Below are 17,749 nucleotides of genomic sequence, written 5' to 3' on the forward strand. Positions count from 1 at the left end.
GGATGTCCTGACAACCGTACCGATCAGGCAAGGTCACGATCAGGTAACGTGACGGGCGATGACGACGGATGCCGCTCCTCCCGCGCCCTCGGCGCCCGCCACGCAGCTCGAACCGGGTCGTGCGAAGCGTCGTATCCCGATGTGGGACACGGCGCGGTTCCTCGCGGTCACGCTCGTGGTCATCGGCCACGCGATCCAGCGGCAGACCACGGCGAGCGAGCACGCCCTGGCGCTGTATACGTTCATCTACGCGTTCCACATGCCCGCGTTCGGCGTGATCAGCGGGTACTTCTCGTCCGCGGACACCCCGACGGCGAAGCGGATGCGCCGGACCATCACGGACATCGTCGTGCCGTACATCATCATGCAGACGATCTGGACCGTGGTGCAGGGACTCGTCGAGGGCGGGAAGAAGTTCAACCCGACGCAGCCCACCTGGACGCTCTGGTTCCTGCTGGCCCTCGGCATCTTCCGGTTGATCCTGCCGTACCTGGCGCAGCTGCGGTGGCCGCTGTTCTGGGCGGTCGTGTTCAGCATCGGCGTGGGCTACTTCGACAACGTCGACTCCACGCTGTCCCTGTCGCGTGCGATCAGCCTGCTGCCGTTCTTCCTCGTCGGCTGGCAGGTGAAGCAGTGGGGGTTGTTCGACCGCTGGTACGAGGCTCCGAGGCGCGTGGTCGTCCGGATCCGCATCGCCGCTGCGGCCGTGTTCGCGGCGTGGGCGGTGGCGTGCGCCATCTGGATCCCGCAGTTCAAGGAGTTCGACCTGCACCACTGGTTCTTCTACGACGACTCGTACTCGGGTCTCGGTGAGGACGCCTGGTGGGCCGGTGCCGTCCGCTTCGGGTTGATGCTGCTCGCGGCGCTGCTGACGGCGTGCTTCCTGCTCCTCGTGCCCCGCCGGAACATCTGGATCACGCAGTTCGGCGCGGCGACGATGTACGTCTACCTGCTCCACACGTTCCTGCTCTACCCGATCCGCGAGTCCGGGATCCTCGCCGGACAGCACTCGGCCTGGCCGTACGTGCTGCTCATGGTGGGGATCGCCTGCGCGGTGAGCCTGTTCCTCGCGCAGCCCTTCGTGCGGCGCGGGATGCGCTGGCTGCTGGAACCGAACGTGCGCTGGTTGTTCAGGTGACATCCCCGCATCGCGGCAGGCCGCGACCATCCCCCGTGGCCGCCGCTGCCAGGCCGTAGGACACTCCCGGACTGGAGGCGCGGGGCGGCTCCGGCGGGCGCGTTACGTCCCGAGGCGGGTGCGCTGGTACCAGCGCGACCACCTGCGTACCGTGAGTGCCGACGCGAAGGCGCGCCGTTCCTCCAGGCCGGCGCACGGCGACCCGACGACCGACCGCACCGACAGCCCGACAGGAGCACGAGATGAGCACGAACGACGCCGCCCAGTGGCGGTTCGAGACCACCCAGGTCCACGCCGGCGCCCAGCCGGACCCGACCACCGGCGCCCGCGCCACCCCGATCTACAAGACGACCTCGTACGTCTTCGCGAACTCGGACGAGGCCCGTGACCTGTTCGCCCTGGCAAAGCCGGGCAACATCTACTCGCGCATCATGAACCCCACGAACGACGTCGTCGAGCAGCGCATCGCCGCGCTCGAGGGCGGGAGCGGTGCCCTGCTCGTCGCGTCCGGGCAGGCCGCGGAGACGTACGCGGTGCTGAACATCGCCGGTGCGGGCGACCACATCGTCTCGTCGTCGTCGATCTACGGCGGCACGTACAACCTGTTCAAGTACACGCTGGCGAAGCTCGGGATCGAGACGACGTTCGTCGAGGACCAGGACGACCTCGAGGAGTGGCGCCGCGCCGTCCGCCCGAACACCAAGCTCTTCTTCGCCGAGACCATCGGCAACCCGAAGATCAACGTCCTCGACATCTCCGGCGTCAGCGACGTCGCGCACGAGTCCGGGGTCCCGCTCATCGTCGACAACACGATCGCGACGCCGTACCTCATCCGTCCGTTCGAGCACGGTGCCGACATCGTGGTGCACTCGGCGACGAAGTTCCTCGGCGGGCACGGCACGGTCATCGGCGGGATCATCGTCGACGGCGGCAAGTTCGCATGGTCGCAGCACCCGGACAAGTTCCCGGAGTTCAACACGCCCGACCCGTCGTACCACGGCGCGGTGTTCGCCGAGGCGGTCGGCAACGAGCTCGCCTACGTCGTGAAGGCGCGCGTGCAGCTGCTGCGCGACCTCGGGGCGTCGAACTCCGCCGACACCGCGTTCGCCCTGCTGCAGGGCATCGAGACCCTGTCGCTCCGCATCGAGCGGCACGTGTCGAACGCGCAGGAGATGGCCGAGTGGCTCGACCGTCACCCGGACGTCGCCACGGTGGCGTACGCCGGACTGCCGACGTCGCCCTGGTACGCCGCGGCGAACAAGTACGCGCCGAAGGGCGTCGGCGCGGTGCTGTCGTTCGAGCTCAAGGGCGGCGTGCCGGCGGGCAAGGCGTTCGTGGACAACCTGCAGCTCTTCTCGCACCTGGCCAACATCGGCGACGTGCGCTCCCTGGTCATCCACCCGGCGTCGACCACGCACTCGCAGCTCACGCCCGAGCAGCAGCTCACGACCGGTGTCACGCCGGGTCTGGTGCGCCTGTCGGTCGGCATCGAGAACATCGACGACCTCAAGGCCGACCTCGAGGCCGGGCTCGCCGCGGCTCGTGCGGTCTCGCAGGAGGGGCTGCGCGCATAGCACCCCGGGCTGGCGTCGGCGCACGCCGGCCGCCTGCCGCCTGCCGCCTGTCGCCTGCCGACTCCGAACGACGAAACCGCTGTCGCACGACAGCGGTTTCGTCGTTCCTGCGTGCATGCAACTCATGCGCGAGCGCGGTTGCGACAAGACCGCTGTCGCACGACGTCGACGTTGTCGCACCACATCGACCGCCGCACCCGCCCGCCCGGCCTCCCGCCGACCCGACGCAACCACGTGCCGTGGAGCCGCGACGCGCCGGGCGTGACGTAACACGGCGGCCGCGAGCCGCGCCTCCCGGCAGACTGGACCCGATGGACTGGCAGACGACACCCGAGGACTCCGTGCCGTCCACCCTCGTGCCCGGCACCGAACTCGGCACGCTCGGGAAGCCGCCCGTCACCGGCGCCTGGCGCCCGGGCGACCACCCCGGTGCCCGGCACTTCGAGGCCCTCGGCGAGCAGTGGGTGCGCGGCGGCCGGATACCCGCGGTCCGGGTCGCGTACGAGACGTGGGGCACCCTGTCGCCGGAGCGCGACAACGCCGTCCTGGTGTTCCACGCGCTGACGGGCGACTCGCACGTCGCCGGGCTCCCGGGGTCGGGTCACCGGACCGCCGGCTGGTGGGGCGACGTCGTCGGCCCGGGCCGCGCGATCGACACCGACCGCTGGTTCGTGATCGCACCGAACATGCTCGGCGGCTGCCAGGGCACGACCGGTCCGTCCTCGGTGTCCCCGGACGGTCTCGAGTGGGGGTCGCGGTTCCCGTTCGTGACCGTGCGCGACCAGGTGGCCGTGCAGGCGCAACTCGCCGACCGGCTCGGCATCGACACGTTCGCGGCGGTCATCGGCGGCTCGATGGGCGGTATGCACGCTCTCGAGTTCGCCGTCGCACACCCGTCACGGGTGCAGCGGTTGGCGGTGCTCGCCTCGACGGCGCAGACCACGGCGGACCAGATCGCGGCGAACTCGCTCCAGCGCGCGGCGATCCAGATGGACCCCGCGTTCGCCGGTGGCGACTACTACGAGGCCGATGCCGGCGAGGGACCCCACCGCGGACTCGCCCTCGCACGGCGGATGGCCCTGATGACGTACCGCGCCTCGGACGAGCTCAACGGCCGGTTCGCCCGGTCGTGGCAGAGCGACGTCTCCCCGCTCGGCGACGACGGGCGCTTCTCGGTGGAGAGCTACCTCGACTTCCACGGCAACAAGTTCACCCGGCGCTTCGACGCCTCGACGTACGTGACGCTCTCCCACGCCATGGACTCGCACGACGTCGGGGCCGGCCGCGGCGGGGTGTCGGCTGCCCTCGCGCAGATCACGGCGCGGACGCTCGTCGTCGGTGTCTCGAGCGACCGGCTGTTCCCGATCGAGGACCAGCACCGGATCGCGGCGGGCGTCCCGGACACGCTCGACGGCGACCGTGCCGCGGTGATCGAGAGCGAGTTCGGGCACGACGGGTTCCTGATCGAGCACGAGGCCGTCGGTGCACACCTGCGTCGCCTGTTGGACTGAGGCCCTCACCCATTCACACAACGCTCGCAACAACGATCCCGACACCATCCGACACGACCAGGCGCGCCGAACACCCCCCAACGGGTGTCGCGCGTGGAATGATGGCGTGGTGCCCGGGCTGACCGAGGCTCGGTTTTCCCTCACACCACGTCACCAACCAGGACACCGATGGACTTCATCGCACAGGAACGCGACCGCTTGCTGCGGTCGACGACCCGTGTCGTCGGCATCGTCTGCGCCCTGGTGTCGGTCATCGGCATCGTCAGCGCCCTCGCGGTACCGATCATCCCCCTGCTCGGCGCCCTGGCCTGCATCGCCATCATGATCGGCGGCTTCCTCGTCTTCGGGTGGAACGGGTCGGTGTGGTGGACGGCGCTCATCCTCGCGTCCGGGCTCGGCGCACTCGCGCTCCTGTTCTTCGGCGTCGACGACACGGTCCGCCCGGTCATCGCGAGCGCCGTGGTTCCCCTCGCGGCCGGCAGCATCTCCGCCCCGCTCATGGCGCAGCGCGGCCAGCCCGTCGGACTCGGCCTCACCATCGCAGCCGGTGCCGCCGTCGTCGTCGGGATCGTCTGGGCCAGCGGCAGCATCCTCGCCGCGCCCGTCACCGGTGCTCTGCTCGGCTGGGTCCTCATCGCGGTCGTCACCATCTGGATCTCCCGCGCCATCCCGAGGGTGGCACGCCGCATCTACAGCATCGGCACCGCGCACCGCGCCGAACGCCAGGCCAGCGAGACCGAGGCCCAGCGACGCCAGGGCGCCCGGCTCCTGCACGACACCGTGCTCGCGACCCTGACGCTCCTGGCGCACTCCGGGGTCGGTGTGTCCGAGCAGGCGATGCGCGAACAGGCCGCCGAGGACGCCCGGCTCCTCCGCCACCTCCGCCTCGGTGCGACGCCGCAACCGCAGCAGTCCGGCGACTACTCGCTCACCCGCGAAGAGGAGTCTCCGCTCGGTCAGACCCTCGAGTCCGTCAAGCAGCGCTTCGGCCGCATGGGCCTCGAGGTCAGCTGGCACGGCACCGGGCAGGTGCTGCTGCCGTCCCACGTGCTCGACGCGTTCCTGCTCGCCCTGGGTGAGTGCCTCGAGAACGTCCGTCGTCACGCCGGGGTCGGCGAGGCGCACGTCACGATCGTGCACGACAACGAGATGGTCCGGGCGATGGTCACCGACTCCGGTGTCGGCTTCGACCTCACCCACGTCAGCGCCGAGCGTCTCGGTTTCAAGGAGAGCGTCGTGAACCGGCTCCGCGAGGTCGGCGGCGACGCGAAGCTCTTCTCCGCGCCGGGCTCCGGCACGACCGTCGTGCTGGAGGCGCCGCGATGACCCGTATCCCCGAGGACACCATCAGCCACGGCCTCCCCGGCGAGACCGTGCAGCCCGCCCCGCGGACCCGACGGGAGGCCCGGGAACGGTACCGGGGCAGCGAGCGTCGGCAGGCGCGCGGCCTCCCCTCCACCTCCACCGGTGCGCGGTCGCTGCGGCAGGCCGCGAAGCCCGGTGCCTCGCTCGGCGCCGGGTACCTCGGTCTCGGCGCGGCGGTGCTCACCGGGATCGAGGCCGTCGCCGGCATCGTCTTCTTCCTCATCCGCTGGACCGAGTTCACGGACCCGTGGTTGCCCGCAGCGGCCTGGGCGTTGTACCTCGTCGCGGCCGTAGGGGTCGGGCTGAGCCTCCTCACGTACGGGGAGCGCCTCACCGGCCTCGCGTTCATCCTCATCTGCGTCGTCCTCGCCTGCGTGGTCACCCTCGACTTCGTCGGCATCTGGCCCGAACACGACCTCGCACACACCGCCTCCGCCTCGGTCGCGGCCGGGTTCGCCCTGCTCCCGGTCGCGACGCTGCGGCCCGCCCGCGAGGTCGCTGCCGCCATCGCCGTCCTCGGCCTGGCGTTCGTCGGGATGGCGATCGCCTCGACCCCGATCACGAGCGACACGATGCCCGCGCTGGTCTCCACGCTCGCGCTGGTCACGGTGCCGCCGTCGATCGCGATCTTCGTCGTGCACCGGTTCCGGCAGCTCGTGCAGCGGGAACTCGACCGCGTCCTGACGCAGAGCAACGTGCAGGCACCGCAGTTCGCCGTCGGCATGCTCGCCTCGGACGAGCTCGCCCGCCTCGACCTCGCCGCCGAGAAGCTCCTCGACGCCGTCGCCAACGGCAGCGACCCACTACCACTGTCGGACGCCTCGGCCTCGGTCGCGTCCTCGCTCGCGACCGAGCTCCGTCTGCACCTCATCGAGGGCCGTCGCGAGACCTGGCTGTACCACGCCATCACCGAGTCGGACAACCTCGGCCGGTCCGTCAGCGTCGCCGATCCGCAGTCGCTCGCGGGCCACCTCTCCCCCGCGCAACGCGACGGTCTGCTGCAGGCGCTGTGGCAGATGGTCGGCGTCGCCGAGGGCCGGAGCTCCCAGGCCGGGTCGCCCGTCGTCTCGGTCACGCTCGGCCCGGTCGGCTCGGACGGCCACCCCGTCACCGACGAGACCATGGACGTCCCGATCGTCTTCGAGTCCCGCGGCGTCCCCCGCCGCCGACTCGGTCCGACCGCCTGGAGCGCGCTCCAGCGGATCGGCCCCTACACCGACTCCGTCCGTGACGGAGCACTCCACGTCGTCGCGCACTGCGTCGTGAACCGACATCCGTCGATGTAGTCGTCGCACGGAACCGGCTGGGCCCGAACTGCCGGACACCCTGACCAGCCTGCCCGTGTCACGTGGCCCGTCCCCCTAGGATCGGCCACGACCGCCCCCGAGAAAGGACGCCACCATGGCGACTCCAGAGGAACCGATCCGACTCGCGCTCGTCGACGACCACAGGATGCTCCTCGGCGCGCTCACCGAGTGGATCCGCAGCGCCGCCGACGACATCACGCTCGTCGCCGCCGTCACGACCTGGCCCGAGCTGCTCACCAGCCCGGCGTTCCCGGTGGACGTGGTGCTGCTCGACCTGGACCTCAAGGACTCCATCCCGGTCTCGCTGAAGATCTCGACGCTCAAGACCGCCGGCGTGAAGACCGTCGTCATGAGCACGTACTCCGAGCCGAACGTCGTCCGCGAGGCCCTGGCATCCGGCGCCCTCGGCTACCTCGTGAAGAGCGAGGACGCGGACATGATCGTCGAGGCGATCCGTGCCGCCCAGCGTGGCGAGCAGTACGTGTCGGCAGAACTCGACCTGGCGATCAACAGCGGTGACGTCGGCGGCGTGCCGAAGCTCAGCGCCCAGGAGCGTCGCGTCATGGCCCTGTACGGCGGCGGCGAGCCCGTGAAGAGCGTCGCGTACCAGCTCGGCATCTCCGAGGAGACCGCGAAGAGCTACCTCAAGCGCATCCGCGAGAAGTACCGCGTCGCCGGCTTCGACGTCGGCACGAAGGTGGCGCTCCGGAAGCGTGCGATCACCGACGGCATCATCGTCCAGGACGGCAGCCCGCTGGGCCTGTAGTGCGCTCGTTCGACTGAGCAGAAATCGTCGGGTCCCGAAAAGGGACCCGACGATTCCTGCTCACTGGATGCTGTCTGCCGCACCACGTGACGGCCTGGAGGAGCGGGGCGGGGCCGACGCGTGCCTCCAGGCCGGTGGGCGGTCGAGTCCGAAATCGGCCAAAGCGACAGATGCGCGCGATGCCGCGGCTGCTGTGCCGCGAAAGCGACAGGGTGCCGCGAACGTTCCGCGGCACCCTGTCGCTTTCGCAGGGGCGAACCCCAGCGACGCCGCGCGCCGCGCGCTGCGCGCGCTTCAGACCACCCGGACGGGCGCGGTGATCGGGCCGGTGGACGGCGACGGCGAACGCAGGGCGGCACGGCGGGTGCTGCGGCGTTCGGCACCGTAGCTGACCATCGTCATCAGGACTCCGAGCAGCGCCAGCACGATGCCGAGCCACCCCGGGGCCGTGAACCCGAACCCGGCCGCGATGACCGCGCCACCGAGGGCCGCACCGATCGAGTTGCCGATGTTGAACGCCGAGTGGTTGAGCGCCGCCGCGATGGTGCGCGCGTCACCGGCGACGTCCATCAGGCGGGACTGCACCGCCGGCGGGATCGCGGACGAGGTCGCCCCGAGCAGGAACGCGCCGAGGAAGATGCCCCACACCCACTGCGCGGTGAGGACGGTGACGAGGAGGGCCCCGATCAGCGCGAACATGCCGACGTAGATCGTGCGCTTGACGCTGTGGTCGGCGAGGTGCCCGCCGAGGACGCCACCGATGACCATGCCGATGCCGACGACCACGAGGACGAGCGGCACGAACGACTCCGACAGCCCGGTGACGTTCTGCACGAGCGGCGAGATGTACGAGTAGACGGCGAAGAACCCGCCGAAGCCGACCGCGCCGAGGCCCATGACCATCCAGACCTGCGGCACGCGGAAGGCGCGGAGCTCCCGGCCGATCGTCGCGTGCTCGTCCCGGGCGCTGCGCGGCACGAAGGCCCACACCGCGAGGAAGGTCAGCGCGAACAGCACGGCGACGACGCCGTACGCGATGCGCCAGCTGGCGACCTGTCCGACCCAGGTGATCGACGGCACGCCCACGACGTTCGCGACGGACAGACCGAGCAGCACCATCGCGATGCCCTTGCCGCGCTTGCCCGGGCCCATGATGTCGCCCGCCACGATCGACGCGATGCCGAAGTACGCGCCGTGCGGCAGCCCCGCGACGAAGCGGGCCACGAGCACCAGGCCGAACGACGGCAGGACCGCGCTCGCCACCGTCGCCAGGACGAACCCGACGAGCAGCACGAGGATCAGTCCCTTGCGCGGGAACTTCGCCGACATCGCCGCGATCGTGGGCGCACCCACGACGACGCCGAGGGCGTACGCGCTGACGAGCCAGCCGGCGTGGGCGATCCCGGCGTCCGGGTCGATCCCGTACTGGTGCGGCAGGAGCGCCTGGGCGATGTTCGGCAGGAGGCCCATCGCGACGAACTCGGTCGAACCGATGGCGAACCCGCCGAGGGCGAGGGCGATGAGCGCGAGTGCGCGGCGCGCAGGCGTGAGCTGGGACATGGTGCCTGTTTCGGGACGGGAGGAGCGGGACGGGTTCCGGACGTCGACTCGCGTGAGTCGGCTGGGACCGTCGGTGTGCGTGGTCGCCGCACCGGGCCTCCGATCCGAGGGTCCCGGGACGACGCGGCCGGAGCAGCCTGCGCCGCGACCCGATCGGGTGGAGGGCGGTCCTGGTTCAGCGGCGAACGGGGACGACCGGGCGCTGCGGGCGTCCGGTCTCAGCAGTGTAGACCGCTCCAAACCCCAACGGAAGTCCGGCGGACGAATCGATTCGACCCGTGTCAGGCGGCGCGGCGTTCGACCTGCGCAGGAGCGACGGCGACGAGCCCGGGGAGCTCGTCACGGTGGACCCACCCGGCGCCGCACTCGGTGCAGCTCGCCCAGGCGTGGGTCCCTGCTTCGTCCGTGTCGATGACGACCGTTCGCAGGTCGCAGTCGGGGCACCAGCCGTCGTGCATCATCACGCGCTCCTCGTCGTCGTCGTGTGGACGCCACTCGCGTCCGACACCGACAGGACACACCCGACCACCGACATCCGTGGGAGGCGACCGGCGTGTCGCCTCAGCGCACGCACGACGGTCATTCCCCGAGCGCGGCCTCGAGTCGCTCGAGCTTGCCGTCGATCTCGCCGGTGTGGCCGGGACGGATGTCGGCCTTCAGCACGAGCGACACCCGCGTCCCGTACGCCTCGACGGCCTCGGTGGCGCGCTTGACGACGTCCATGACCTCGTCCCACTCCCCCTCGACCTCGGTGAACATCGACGAGGTACGGTTCGGCAGGCCGCTCTCGCGCACGACCCGCACGGCCGCGGCGACGGCGTCGTGGACGGAGCCGTCCGAGGTTGCGGCAGGACCACCGGACGGGGCGACGGAGAACGCGACGATCATGAGTCCATCCTGCCCGGGGTGACGACCGCACGCCCAGCCGCCGGGCGCGCCGCCCCGAGTCCCAGCCGGACGATCGCGACGACGCTCCACACGAGCACGCCGACCTCGAGGGCGTTCCGGAGCGTCAGCACGACGAGGATCCACGGTTGCACGGTGAGCACCTGGTCGTAGAACCCGGGGTAGATGACCTGGGTGAGCAGGGCCATCGGGATCGCGGCCACCGCGACCGGCAGGAAGCGCCGGGCGCTCGGACGGCCGGCGACGAGCCCCCACACGATCGGCACGGCGAACCACCCGATGTACTGCGGCGACCCCACCTTGTTGGTGGCGACGAGCGCGGCGACGAACAGCAGTGCGAGCAGCGGCGCGGCCTCGGCGCGGTGGGCACCGCGGCGGACGGCCCACAGCGCGAGCACGACCCCGGCCACGACGACCGCGGCCATCAGGGGCGTGGACACCGCAGCGGCTGCGTGCGTCCCGGCGCCGGAGACCTCGAACGTCAGGATCTCCTGGTTGTAGTAGACCGCGGCCCCGGGCACCCCGAAGGCGGCCGCCCACATGAACGGCGTCGCGAGGGGCGCCTCGATCTGCAGGGCACGCCCGGTCTGCTGCCCGACGAACGACAGCAGGTGCGCCGCTCCCCCGTACAGGACGTCGACGAGGACGATGAGCGCCGTGAGCACGAGCGCCCCGGCGAGGACACCCCGTCGGTGTCCGCGCCGGAGCAGCAGGAGCACCCCGACGAGCGCCGCGGGCCACACCTTCGTCCAGGCTCCGGCGGTGAACAGCGCCGAGGCGACCGCAGGCCGCGTCGCGACGTAGGCCACGCCGATCAGGGCGAGCACGGTGGCAACGGTGTCGATGCGCCCGAGCCCGATCGGTCCGAGGGCGAGCAGGAACGCCAGCCACCACCACACGACGCGCACGCCGAGGCCCCGGAACCGCCAGAGGAACCCGCACGCGACCGCGTCCAGCACGATCATCAGGACGAGCCAGCCGGTGCCGATCGACGCGACGCCACCGAGCGCCGCGGCGGCCATCGGCACGATCGCGAGGATCGGGTACACCCAGTCCTCGTCGATGCCGACCCAGAAGTGGGACGCGTGCCCGGTCTCGATCCACCGCCGGTAGGTGATGGTGACGTCGCCGAGCGGCAGGTTCGCCGAGATCGACGTCAGCCACCAGAGCACCGCGTGCACGGCCACGAACGCCACGGCGAAGCCGACCACCTCGAGCCACCGCGTCCTCTGCACCGGACGAGCGTAGCGGCAGCACACACGCAAGCCACTGGGCGGACACAGCGCTTCCCGAGCATGACGTGTCACCGTTCTGCTCGTGACCACCGACACCCCGCGCAAGCGCCGCAAGGCCGTCATCTGGATCTCCGTCATCGCCGCCGTCGTCGTCATCGGCGTCGTCGCGGCGATCGTCGGCACGAACCTCTACACGAGCAGCGAGAACGCGAAGGCATCGGCAGCGCCGTCCGTCGCCGCGAGTCGCGCGCCGTCCACGATCGACGACTCGGACCTGTCCGGCGAGTGGACCGTCGGCGGGAACTCCGAGGCCGGGTACCGCGTCCACGAGGTCCTCAACGGCTCGGACGTCACCGTGACCGGGCGTACCGACAGCGTCACGGGCAGCGCGACCGTCGACGGGACCTCGATCACGAAGGCGACCATCACCGTGCAGGTCGCGGACATCGCCACGGACTCGAACCAGCGCGACTCGTACTTCCGCGACTCGGCGATGGACACGTCGGCGTTCCCCACCGCGACGTTCGAGCTCACCGAGCCGGTCGCGGACGCGGTGCCGAGCGGCTCCGGCACGACGAAGGTCGAGGCGTCCGGCAACCTCACCCTGCACGGTGTGACGAAGGCGGTCACCGCGACGCTCGAGGTCGGCCTGAACGGGGACGGCGTCGACATCTCCGGCTCGATCCCGATCACGTTCTCCGACTACGGCGTGCAGGCCCCGAGCCTCGGCTTCGTGAAGGTCGACGACGCCGGAGCCGTCGAGTTCCTCGTGCACGCCACCCCCGGGAGCTGACGCCGGGCGTTCCCGTCCACCGGACTGGAGGCGCGGTGCCAGCCCGCACCGCGCCTCCAGTCCGGCATCCGGTCGCGTCTGCACGAGGCGACATGCGCGCTGTCGTACGACGTCGGAATTGTCGTCCCGAGTCGGCCACGCCGGGCCCGCACCGCACCTAGCCCCGCGCGTCGCCCTCGACCACGAGGTCCCGCACCACGCCCGGCAGTTGCTCGATCAGCGCCGCCATCGTGAACGGCCCGCCGCCGGACGCCCGGCGCGCCGCGATCCCGTGCACCACCGCAGCGGACGCCGCCAGGTGCGCCAGGTCCGACGGCGACAACGACGACCCGGACGCCTCCGCCGCCCCCTGCCGAGCCCCCACGAGCGCCCCGAGCACCCCGCCGAGGACGTCACCGGCCCCCGCGGCCGCGAGCCACGGCGTCGCCGACGAGGCCACGAGCCGCACCGATCCGTCCGGCGTCGCCACGTGCGTGGCGGACCCCTTCAGGAGCACGACGCTCCCGGTCTGCGCTGCGGCCCGGAGCGCGGCCGACGCCGGGTCCTGCTCGATCGACTCCCGCGATTCGTGCAGGACGCCGGCGAGCTCCCCCGCGTGCGGCGTCAGCACCGCCAGCGGCCCGAGCTCGACGAGCGGGATCGCACCGGCGTCCACGACGACCGGGACACCGTCGTCCGAGGCGTGCGTGAAGCCCGAGGCGGTCGTGTCGTCCAGGTCGCCGAGCGACGACGCCGAGATCCCCGAGCCGACGAGCCAGGCCTGCACCCGCCCGATCCCGGCGACGACCTCGGGACGCCGTGCGAGCACGTGGTCGGACGCCCGCGACGGGCCGACGTACCGGACCATGCCGACACCGGTGTGCACCGCGGCGTCGACGCCCATGACAGCGGCACCCGGGTACTGGTCGGAGCCGGTGGCGACGCCGAGCACCCCGCGTCGGTACTTCGTCGAGTCGCCGTGCGGGGCGGTGGTCCAGGCGGCGGCGTCGGTCGGGGCGAAGGGGACGAAGTCGTTCACGGACGCCACGTTACGGTGGAGCGCATGAGCCTGTTCCTGCCTGGTCGCGTGGTGGTCTTCGACTACGGCGAGGTGATCAGCCGGACGCCGCACGCCTCGCGGGCCGCCCTCGTCGCGGCGACCGGGGTACCGGCGGACGAGCTGTTCCCCGTCTACCAGGAGCTCCGGCACGACCTGGACCGCGGCGACCTGTCCGTCCTCGACTACTGGCGCGCGATCGCCGCCCGCACCGGCCGGACGTGGAGCACCACCGACATCCACCGCTTCTGGGCGATCGACTTCACGGGCTGGTTCGAGGTCGAGCCGGAGACCCTCGCGATCGTCGAGGAACTGCACGACGCCGGCACCCGGGTCGCCCTGCTGTCGAACGCCGGGTTCGACTTCGGTGACCCGTACCGTCGGTCCCCGATGGGCTCCCTGTTCGAGACCGTGGTGGTGAGCGCCGAGGAACACGTCCTGAAGCCCGACGCCTCGATCTACCGCGACACGTGTGCGCGCCTGGGAATCGACGCGGCGCAGATGGTGTTCGTCGACAACAGGGCCGAGAACGCCGCCGGCGCGGAAGCGATCGGGGCGGTCGGCCACCACTACACGTCGCCCGCCGGGCTGCGCGCGTTCCTGCAGGGACTCGCCGACCGCGGCGCGACCGCCGAGAAGGAGTCCGCGTGACGCACGCCCTGTTCGAACCGATCACCATCCGCGACCTGACCGTCCGCAACCGCATCTGGGTCTCCCCGATGTGCCAGTACTCGGTCGAGGCGCAGGACGGCGTGCCGACGCCGTGGCACCTCGTGCACCTCGGCGGGTTCGCCAAGGGCGGTGCCGGCGCGGTCGTGGTCGAGGCCACCGGCGTGGTGCCCGAGGGTCGGATCAGCCCGCAGGACCTCGGGCTGTGGAACGACGAGCAGCGCGACGCCTTCCGTCCGATCGTCGACTTCATCCACTCGCAGGGTGCCGCCGCCGGCGTCCAGCTCGCCCACGCCGGCCGCAAGGCGTCGACGTTCCGCCCGTGGGAGCCGACGCACGGCTCCGTCCCGGCGGACCAGGGCGGCTGGAACACCGTGGCGCCTTCCGCGGTCGCCTTCGACGGGTACGCCGAGCCACGCGAGCTCGCCACCGAGGACATCCGCGTCGTGGCCCTGGCGTTCGCCGCTGCCGCACGTCGCTCGGTCGAGGCCGGGTTCGACCTCGTCGAGCTGCACGCCGCCCACGGCTACCTGCTGCACCAGTTCCTGTCGCCGCTGAGCAACCACCGCACCGACTCGTACGGCGGCTCGCTCGAGAACCGCGCCCGCGCCCTGCTCGAGGTGCTGGACGCCGTCCGCGCCGAGGTCGGCGAGGGCTTCCCGGTCGTCGTCCGGTTCTCCGCCACCGACTGGGTCGAGGGCGGGCTGACGCTCGAGGAGACCACGCAGGTCGCACGCTGGGCCGCCGAGCACGGCGCCGACCTCGCGGACGTCTCGACGGGCGGCAACGCGGCCAGCGCCCCGATCCCGGTCGGGCCCGGCTACCAGGTCCCGCACGCCGCGGCGATCAAGCGCGACGCCGGCATCGGCACGATCGCGGTCGGGATGATCTCGGAGGCGTTCCAGGCCGAGCAGATCGTCGCCACCGGGCAGGCGGACGTCGTGATGGTCGGACGGGAGTTCCTCCGCGACCCGGCGTTCCCGCTCCGCGCCGCCGTCGAGCTCGGCGTGACCGTGGACTACGAGCCGCAGCAGTACCACCGCGCGCGCGTCACGGCGTAGGCCGGTCTGCGCGACGCGGGTCGCGCCTCCAGGCTGTCACCGCAACCAGCCTGGAGGCGCGACCCGCCTTCTGTACGTCTTCTCGGCCTGGCCGCGCGCCAGGCAGTACGATTGACCTCACTGTGGACGATCCCCCGAACAGTTCTTCGCCTCACTCATCCGCCGCTCACTCGGTGAGCTGCACTCCCTCGCGCCCTGCGGGAGGTGAATCATGAGTCCGATCGACATCGTCATGCTGATCGGCGGCATCCTGCTGACACTCGGCACGGGTGTCTTCGTCGCGTCCGAGTTCGCGCTGGTCAACCTCGACCGCGCCGAGGTCGAGGCCCGCCGGGACCGCGGCGAGAGCGGCCTCGCACCCGTCATCGGTGCGCTGAAGGTCACCTCGACGCACCTCTCCAGCGCCCAGCTCGGCATCACGCTGACCACGCTGCTGACCGGCTACCTGCTCGAGCCCTCGATCGCGAAGCTGCTCGAGGCCCCGTTCCTCGCGATGCGGCTCCCCGAGGCGATCGTCGAGACCGTCGGGTCGATCGTGGCACTCGTCATCGCGACCCTGCTGTCGATGATCCTCGGTGAGCTCGTGCCGAAGAACTTCGCGCTCGCGCTCCCGCTGCAGACGGCCCGACTCGTGGTCCCGCTGCAGGTGGCCTTCACGACGGTGTTCAAGCCGGCCGTCGCCGTGCTGAACGGCACCGCGAACGCCGTGCTCCGGTCGATGGGCATCGAGCCGCAGGAAGAACTCTCCGGTGCACGCAGCGCCGAGGAGCTCACCTCGCTGCTCCGCCGTTCCGCCTCCGAGGGCTCGCTCGAACAGGACACCGCGACCCTGCTCGAACGCACGATCTCGTTCTCCGAGCTCAGCGCGAGCGACGTGATGACCCCGCGCCCCCGCGTCTCCACCATCCGCGTGTCGGAGTCGGCGGAGGACGTCATCGCCCTCGCCCGCCGCACCGGGTTCAGCCGCTTCCCCGTGATCGAGGAGGACGCGGACGACGTCGTCGGCATCGTGCACGTCAAGCAGGCCGTCGCGGTGCCGCGCGAGAAGCGTCCGGAGGTCCCCGTCGGGGCGCTCATGACCGACGCCGAACGCGTGCCGGAGACCATGCCGGGCGACACCCTGCTCGCCGAGGTCCGTGGTCGCGGCTACCAGATGGTCATCGTGGTCGACGAGTACGGCGGCACCGCCGGGGTCGTCACGCTCGAGGACCTGGTCGAGGAACTCGTCGGCGAGGTCTCCGACGAGCACGACCGCGCACGCATCGACGTCGTGCGGTCCCGTGACTGGCTGACCTTCCCCGGGCTCCTCCGCCCGGACGAGCTCGAGGACCGCGCCGGCGTGAAGGTCCCGGAGGACGGCCCGTACGAGACCGTCGGCGGGTTCGTCATGTCGACCCTCGGCCGCCTGCCGGTCGTCGGTGACGAGGTCCCGCTCGACGGCGGTGTGTTCCGGGTCGAACGGCTGGACGGTCGACGCATCGACCGGATCCGCTGGACCCCGACACCCCCGGAAACGCCCGCCACGGGCATCATCATCCCGGCCACGAAGTCGACCACGAAGGGGGGCGTCCGATGAGTTCCGATTGGTGGGGCATCTTCTGGCTCGTCGTGCTGCTGCTCGGCAACGCCTACTTCGTCGCGGCCGAGTTCGCCGTCATCTCCGCACGCCGCTCCCAGATCGAACCCCGCGCCGAAGAGGGCTCGAAGGCCGCGCAGATGACCCTGTGGGCGATGGAGCACGCGACCCGCATGCTCGCGACCACGCAGCTCGGCATCACCGTGTGCTCGCTGCTCATCCTGAACGTGTCCGAGCCGGCGATCCACCACCTGCTCGAGGTCCCGCTGCACCTCACCGGGTGGAGCGCCGAGGTCATCGGCATCGTGGCGTTCGTGTTCACGCTGCTGCTCGTGTCGTTCCTGCACGTGGTGTTCGGCGAGATGGTCCCGAAGAACATCTCGTTCTCGATGCCCGACCGTGCGGCGCTGCTCCTCGTGCCGACGCTCTGGTACATCGGCCACGGCCTGCACTGGGTCGTCGTCGGCCTGAACGAGGTCGCGAACGCGGTGCTCCGGCTGTTCCGCGTCGAGCCGAAGGACGAGGCGGTGAGCGCGTTCACGGTGGAAGAGGTCCAGACCATCGTCGAGCAGTCCCGCCGCGAGGGCACCCTGACGGACGACGGCAAGCTCGCCCTCGCGTTCGAGTTCACCGAGAAGAAGGTCAAGGACGTCGCCGTGCCGATGCGCGAGCTCGTCACGCTGCCCGAGGACGCCACCCCCGGTGACGTCGAGCGTGCCGTGGCGCAGCGCGGGTTCTCCCGGTACGTGCTCGTCGGCGAGGACGGCTCCCCCACGGGCTACGTGCACGTGAAGGACGTCATCGACCTGCGCCCCGACGAGTACGACGACCCGGTGCCGCCGAAGCGCATCCGGCAGCTCATCTCGCTCTACACGGAGATGGACCTGGAGGACGCCCTGGCAACGATGCGCGCGGCCGGCCGTCACGTGGCGCGGGCGTTCGACGCCGAGGGACGGACGCTGGGCGTGCTGTTCCTGGAGGACATCCTCGAGGAGCTCGTCGGCACCGTCGAGGACGCGACCAGACGGCGGTAGACCCCGCGTCAGAATGACGGGAGGCGGGGGGGGCGCCGGGCCCCCCCCCCCCCGCCCCCCGCGGGGGGGCCCCCCCCCCCCCCCCCCCACCGCCCCCCCCCCCGGGCCCCCCCCCCCCCCCCCCGCGCCGGAGCCCGCGACGGCACCGCCCCCGCGCCCCCCATCCACACCCCCAAGCGGCCCCGGGGCCAACTGCGGCCCAACGGCGCGACGCCCCT

Annotated in this window: 16 protein-coding genes; 11 read left to right on the top strand and 5 right to left on the bottom strand. The window is 71.4% G+C overall.

What is annotated here, in order from left to right:
- The first annotated feature begins 58 nt into the window (after positions 1-58).
- The 6 genes from ABIC61_RS02570 (at position 59) to ABIC61_RS02595 (ending at position 7,661) form a co-directional block, all read left to right on the top strand.
- Positions 59-1,138 (top strand): acyltransferase family protein, encoded by a 1,080-nt coding sequence (locus tag ABIC61_RS02570; RefSeq protein ID WP_354028702.1) that lies wholly within the window; start codon positions 59-61, stop codon positions 1,136-1,138.
- A 242-nt stretch (positions 1,139-1,380) separates the two neighbouring features.
- Entirely contained in the window at positions 1,381-2,712 is a 1,332-nt protein-coding gene (locus ABIC61_RS02575) for a bifunctional o-acetylhomoserine/o-acetylserine sulfhydrylase (RefSeq protein ID WP_354028703.1), read from the top strand.
- A gap of 311 nt (positions 2,713-3,023) precedes the next feature.
- On the top strand, positions 3,024-4,223 hold the full coding sequence (metX, locus tag ABIC61_RS02580) for a homoserine O-acetyltransferase MetX (RefSeq protein ID WP_354028704.1): 1,200 nt from the start codon (positions 3,024-3,026) through the stop codon (positions 4,221-4,223).
- A gap of 168 nt (positions 4,224-4,391) precedes the next feature.
- Entirely contained in the window at positions 4,392-5,549 is a 1,158-nt protein-coding gene (locus tag ABIC61_RS02585; protein ID WP_354028705.1) for an ATP-binding protein, read from the top strand.
- Positions 5,546-6,874 carry a hypothetical protein gene (locus ABIC61_RS02590; RefSeq protein WP_354028706.1) on the top strand — a complete coding sequence of 443 codons (1,329 nt, stop codon included), beginning with the start codon at positions 5,546-5,548 and terminating at the stop codon, positions 6,872-6,874. Before ABIC61_RS02585 ends, ABIC61_RS02590 begins: the two co-directional genes overlap by 4 nt.
- A 115-nt stretch (positions 6,875-6,989) precedes the next feature.
- A complete protein-coding gene (locus ABIC61_RS02595) occupies positions 6,990-7,661 on the top strand; it encodes a response regulator (protein WP_079236281.1) in 672 nt (223 codons plus the stop codon).
- A 294-nt stretch (positions 7,662-7,955) separates the two neighbouring features.
- Here the strand turns inward: ABIC61_RS02595 and ABIC61_RS02600 are convergent, their stop codons facing one another.
- The 4 genes from ABIC61_RS02600 to ABIC61_RS02615 all read right to left on the bottom strand — a co-directional run bounded on the left by ABIC61_RS02600 (position 7,956) and on the right by ABIC61_RS02615 (position 11,362).
- The gene (locus ABIC61_RS02600) at positions 7,956-9,221 is read right to left on the bottom strand and encodes an MFS transporter (protein WP_354028707.1); all 1,266 of its coding nucleotides are present in this window, start codon (positions 9,219-9,221) and stop codon (positions 7,956-7,958) included.
- Positions 9,222-9,502: 281 nt separating this feature from the next.
- Positions 9,503-9,682: a hypothetical protein gene (locus tag ABIC61_RS02605; RefSeq protein ID WP_354028708.1), complete on the bottom strand. Its 180-nt coding sequence runs from the start codon at positions 9,680-9,682 to the stop codon at positions 9,503-9,505.
- A 118-nt stretch (positions 9,683-9,800) separates the two neighbouring features.
- Positions 9,801-10,109, bottom strand: coding sequence for a thiamine-binding protein (locus ABIC61_RS02610; RefSeq protein WP_354028709.1), 309 nt, complete (start codon positions 10,107-10,109; stop codon positions 9,801-9,803).
- On the bottom strand, positions 10,106-11,362 hold the full coding sequence (locus tag ABIC61_RS02615) for a hypothetical protein (protein WP_354028710.1): 1,257 nt from the start codon (positions 11,360-11,362) through the stop codon (positions 10,106-10,108). Before ABIC61_RS02615 ends, ABIC61_RS02610 begins: the two co-directional genes overlap by 4 nt.
- Positions 11,363-11,444: 82 nt before the next feature.
- Here ABIC61_RS02615 and ABIC61_RS02620 point away from each other — a divergent pair, with 82 nt between their 5' ends.
- Positions 11,445-12,155: a YceI family protein gene (locus ABIC61_RS02620; protein ID WP_354028711.1), complete on the top strand. Its 711-nt coding sequence runs from the start codon at positions 11,445-11,447 to the stop codon at positions 12,153-12,155.
- 157 nt (positions 12,156-12,312) lie between these two features.
- On the opposite strand, the gene ABIC61_RS02625 is transcribed toward ABIC61_RS02620, so the two are convergent.
- Positions 12,313-13,173 carry an ADP-dependent NAD(P)H-hydrate dehydratase gene (locus ABIC61_RS02625; RefSeq protein ID WP_354028712.1) on the bottom strand — a complete coding sequence of 287 codons (861 nt, stop codon included), beginning with the start codon at positions 13,171-13,173 and terminating at the stop codon, positions 12,313-12,315.
- A gap of 24 nt (positions 13,174-13,197) precedes the next feature.
- Between ABIC61_RS02625 and ABIC61_RS02630 the strand changes: the two genes are divergently transcribed.
- The 4 genes from ABIC61_RS02630 (at position 13,198) to ABIC61_RS02645 (ending at position 17,531) form a co-directional block, all read left to right on the top strand.
- A complete protein-coding gene (locus ABIC61_RS02630) occupies positions 13,198-13,842 on the top strand; it encodes an HAD family hydrolase (protein ID WP_354028713.1) in 645 nt (214 codons plus the stop codon).
- Entirely contained in the window at positions 13,839-14,921 is a 1,083-nt protein-coding gene (locus tag ABIC61_RS02635) for an NADH:flavin oxidoreductase/NADH oxidase (protein WP_354028714.1), read from the top strand. The genes ABIC61_RS02630 and ABIC61_RS02635 overlap by 4 nt, the downstream gene beginning before the upstream one ends.
- A gap of 211 nt (positions 14,922-15,132) precedes the next feature.
- Complete coding sequence (locus ABIC61_RS02640; RefSeq protein ID WP_144749417.1) at positions 15,133-16,497, top strand: hemolysin family protein; 1,365 nt, start codon at positions 15,133-15,135, stop codon at positions 16,495-16,497.
- The gene (locus tag ABIC61_RS02645; protein WP_144749415.1) at positions 16,494-17,531 is read left to right on the top strand and encodes a hemolysin family protein; all 1,038 of its coding nucleotides are present in this window, start codon (positions 16,494-16,496) and stop codon (positions 17,529-17,531) included. The genes ABIC61_RS02640 and ABIC61_RS02645 overlap by 4 nt, the downstream gene beginning before the upstream one ends.
- The last annotated feature ends 218 nt before the right edge of the window (positions 17,532-17,749 follow it).

Origin of the sequence: Curtobacterium sp. 1544, assembly GCF_040544915.1 — a bacterium.
Classification (GTDB): Bacteria; Actinomycetota; Actinomycetes; order Actinomycetales; family Microbacteriaceae; genus Curtobacterium; species Curtobacterium pusillum_C.

What these genes read in the sequence shown, in the direction of transcription:
- ABIC61_RS02570 (WP_354028702.1), top strand. Translation starts at nt 59, where the DNA reads ATGACGACGGATGCCGCTCCTCCCGCGCCCTCGGCGCCCGCCACGCAG.
- ABIC61_RS02575 (WP_354028703.1), top strand. Translation starts at nt 1,381, where the DNA reads ATGAGCACGAACGACGCCGCCCAGTGGCGGTTCGAGACCACCCAGGTC.
- metX (WP_354028704.1), top strand. Translation starts at nt 3,024, where the DNA reads ATGGACTGGCAGACGACACCCGAGGACTCCGTGCCGTCCACCCTCGTG.
- ABIC61_RS02585 (WP_354028705.1), top strand. Translation starts at nt 4,392, where the DNA reads ATGGACTTCATCGCACAGGAACGCGACCGCTTGCTGCGGTCGACGACC.
- ABIC61_RS02590 (WP_354028706.1), top strand. Translation starts at nt 5,546, where the DNA reads ATGACCCGTATCCCCGAGGACACCATCAGCCACGGCCTCCCCGGCGAG.
- ABIC61_RS02595 (WP_079236281.1), top strand. Translation starts at nt 6,990, where the DNA reads ATGGCGACTCCAGAGGAACCGATCCGACTCGCGCTCGTCGACGACCAC.
- ABIC61_RS02600 (WP_354028707.1), bottom strand. Translation starts at nt 9,221, where the DNA reads ATGTCCCAGCTCACGCCTGCGCGCCGCGCACTCGCGCTCATCGCCCTC.
- ABIC61_RS02605 (WP_354028708.1), bottom strand. Translation starts at nt 9,682, where the DNA reads ATGATGCACGACGGCTGGTGCCCCGACTGCGACCTGCGAACGGTCGTC.
- ABIC61_RS02610 (WP_354028709.1), bottom strand. Translation starts at nt 10,109, where the DNA reads ATGATCGTCGCGTTCTCCGTCGCCCCGTCCGGTGGTCCTGCCGCAACC.
- ABIC61_RS02630 (WP_354028713.1), top strand. Translation starts at nt 13,198, where the DNA reads ATGAGCCTGTTCCTGCCTGGTCGCGTGGTGGTCTTCGACTACGGCGAG.
- ABIC61_RS02640 (WP_144749417.1), top strand. Translation starts at nt 15,133, where the DNA reads ATGAGTCCGATCGACATCGTCATGCTGATCGGCGGCATCCTGCTGACA.
- ABIC61_RS02645 (WP_144749415.1), top strand. Translation starts at nt 16,494, where the DNA reads ATGAGTTCCGATTGGTGGGGCATCTTCTGGCTCGTCGTGCTGCTGCTC.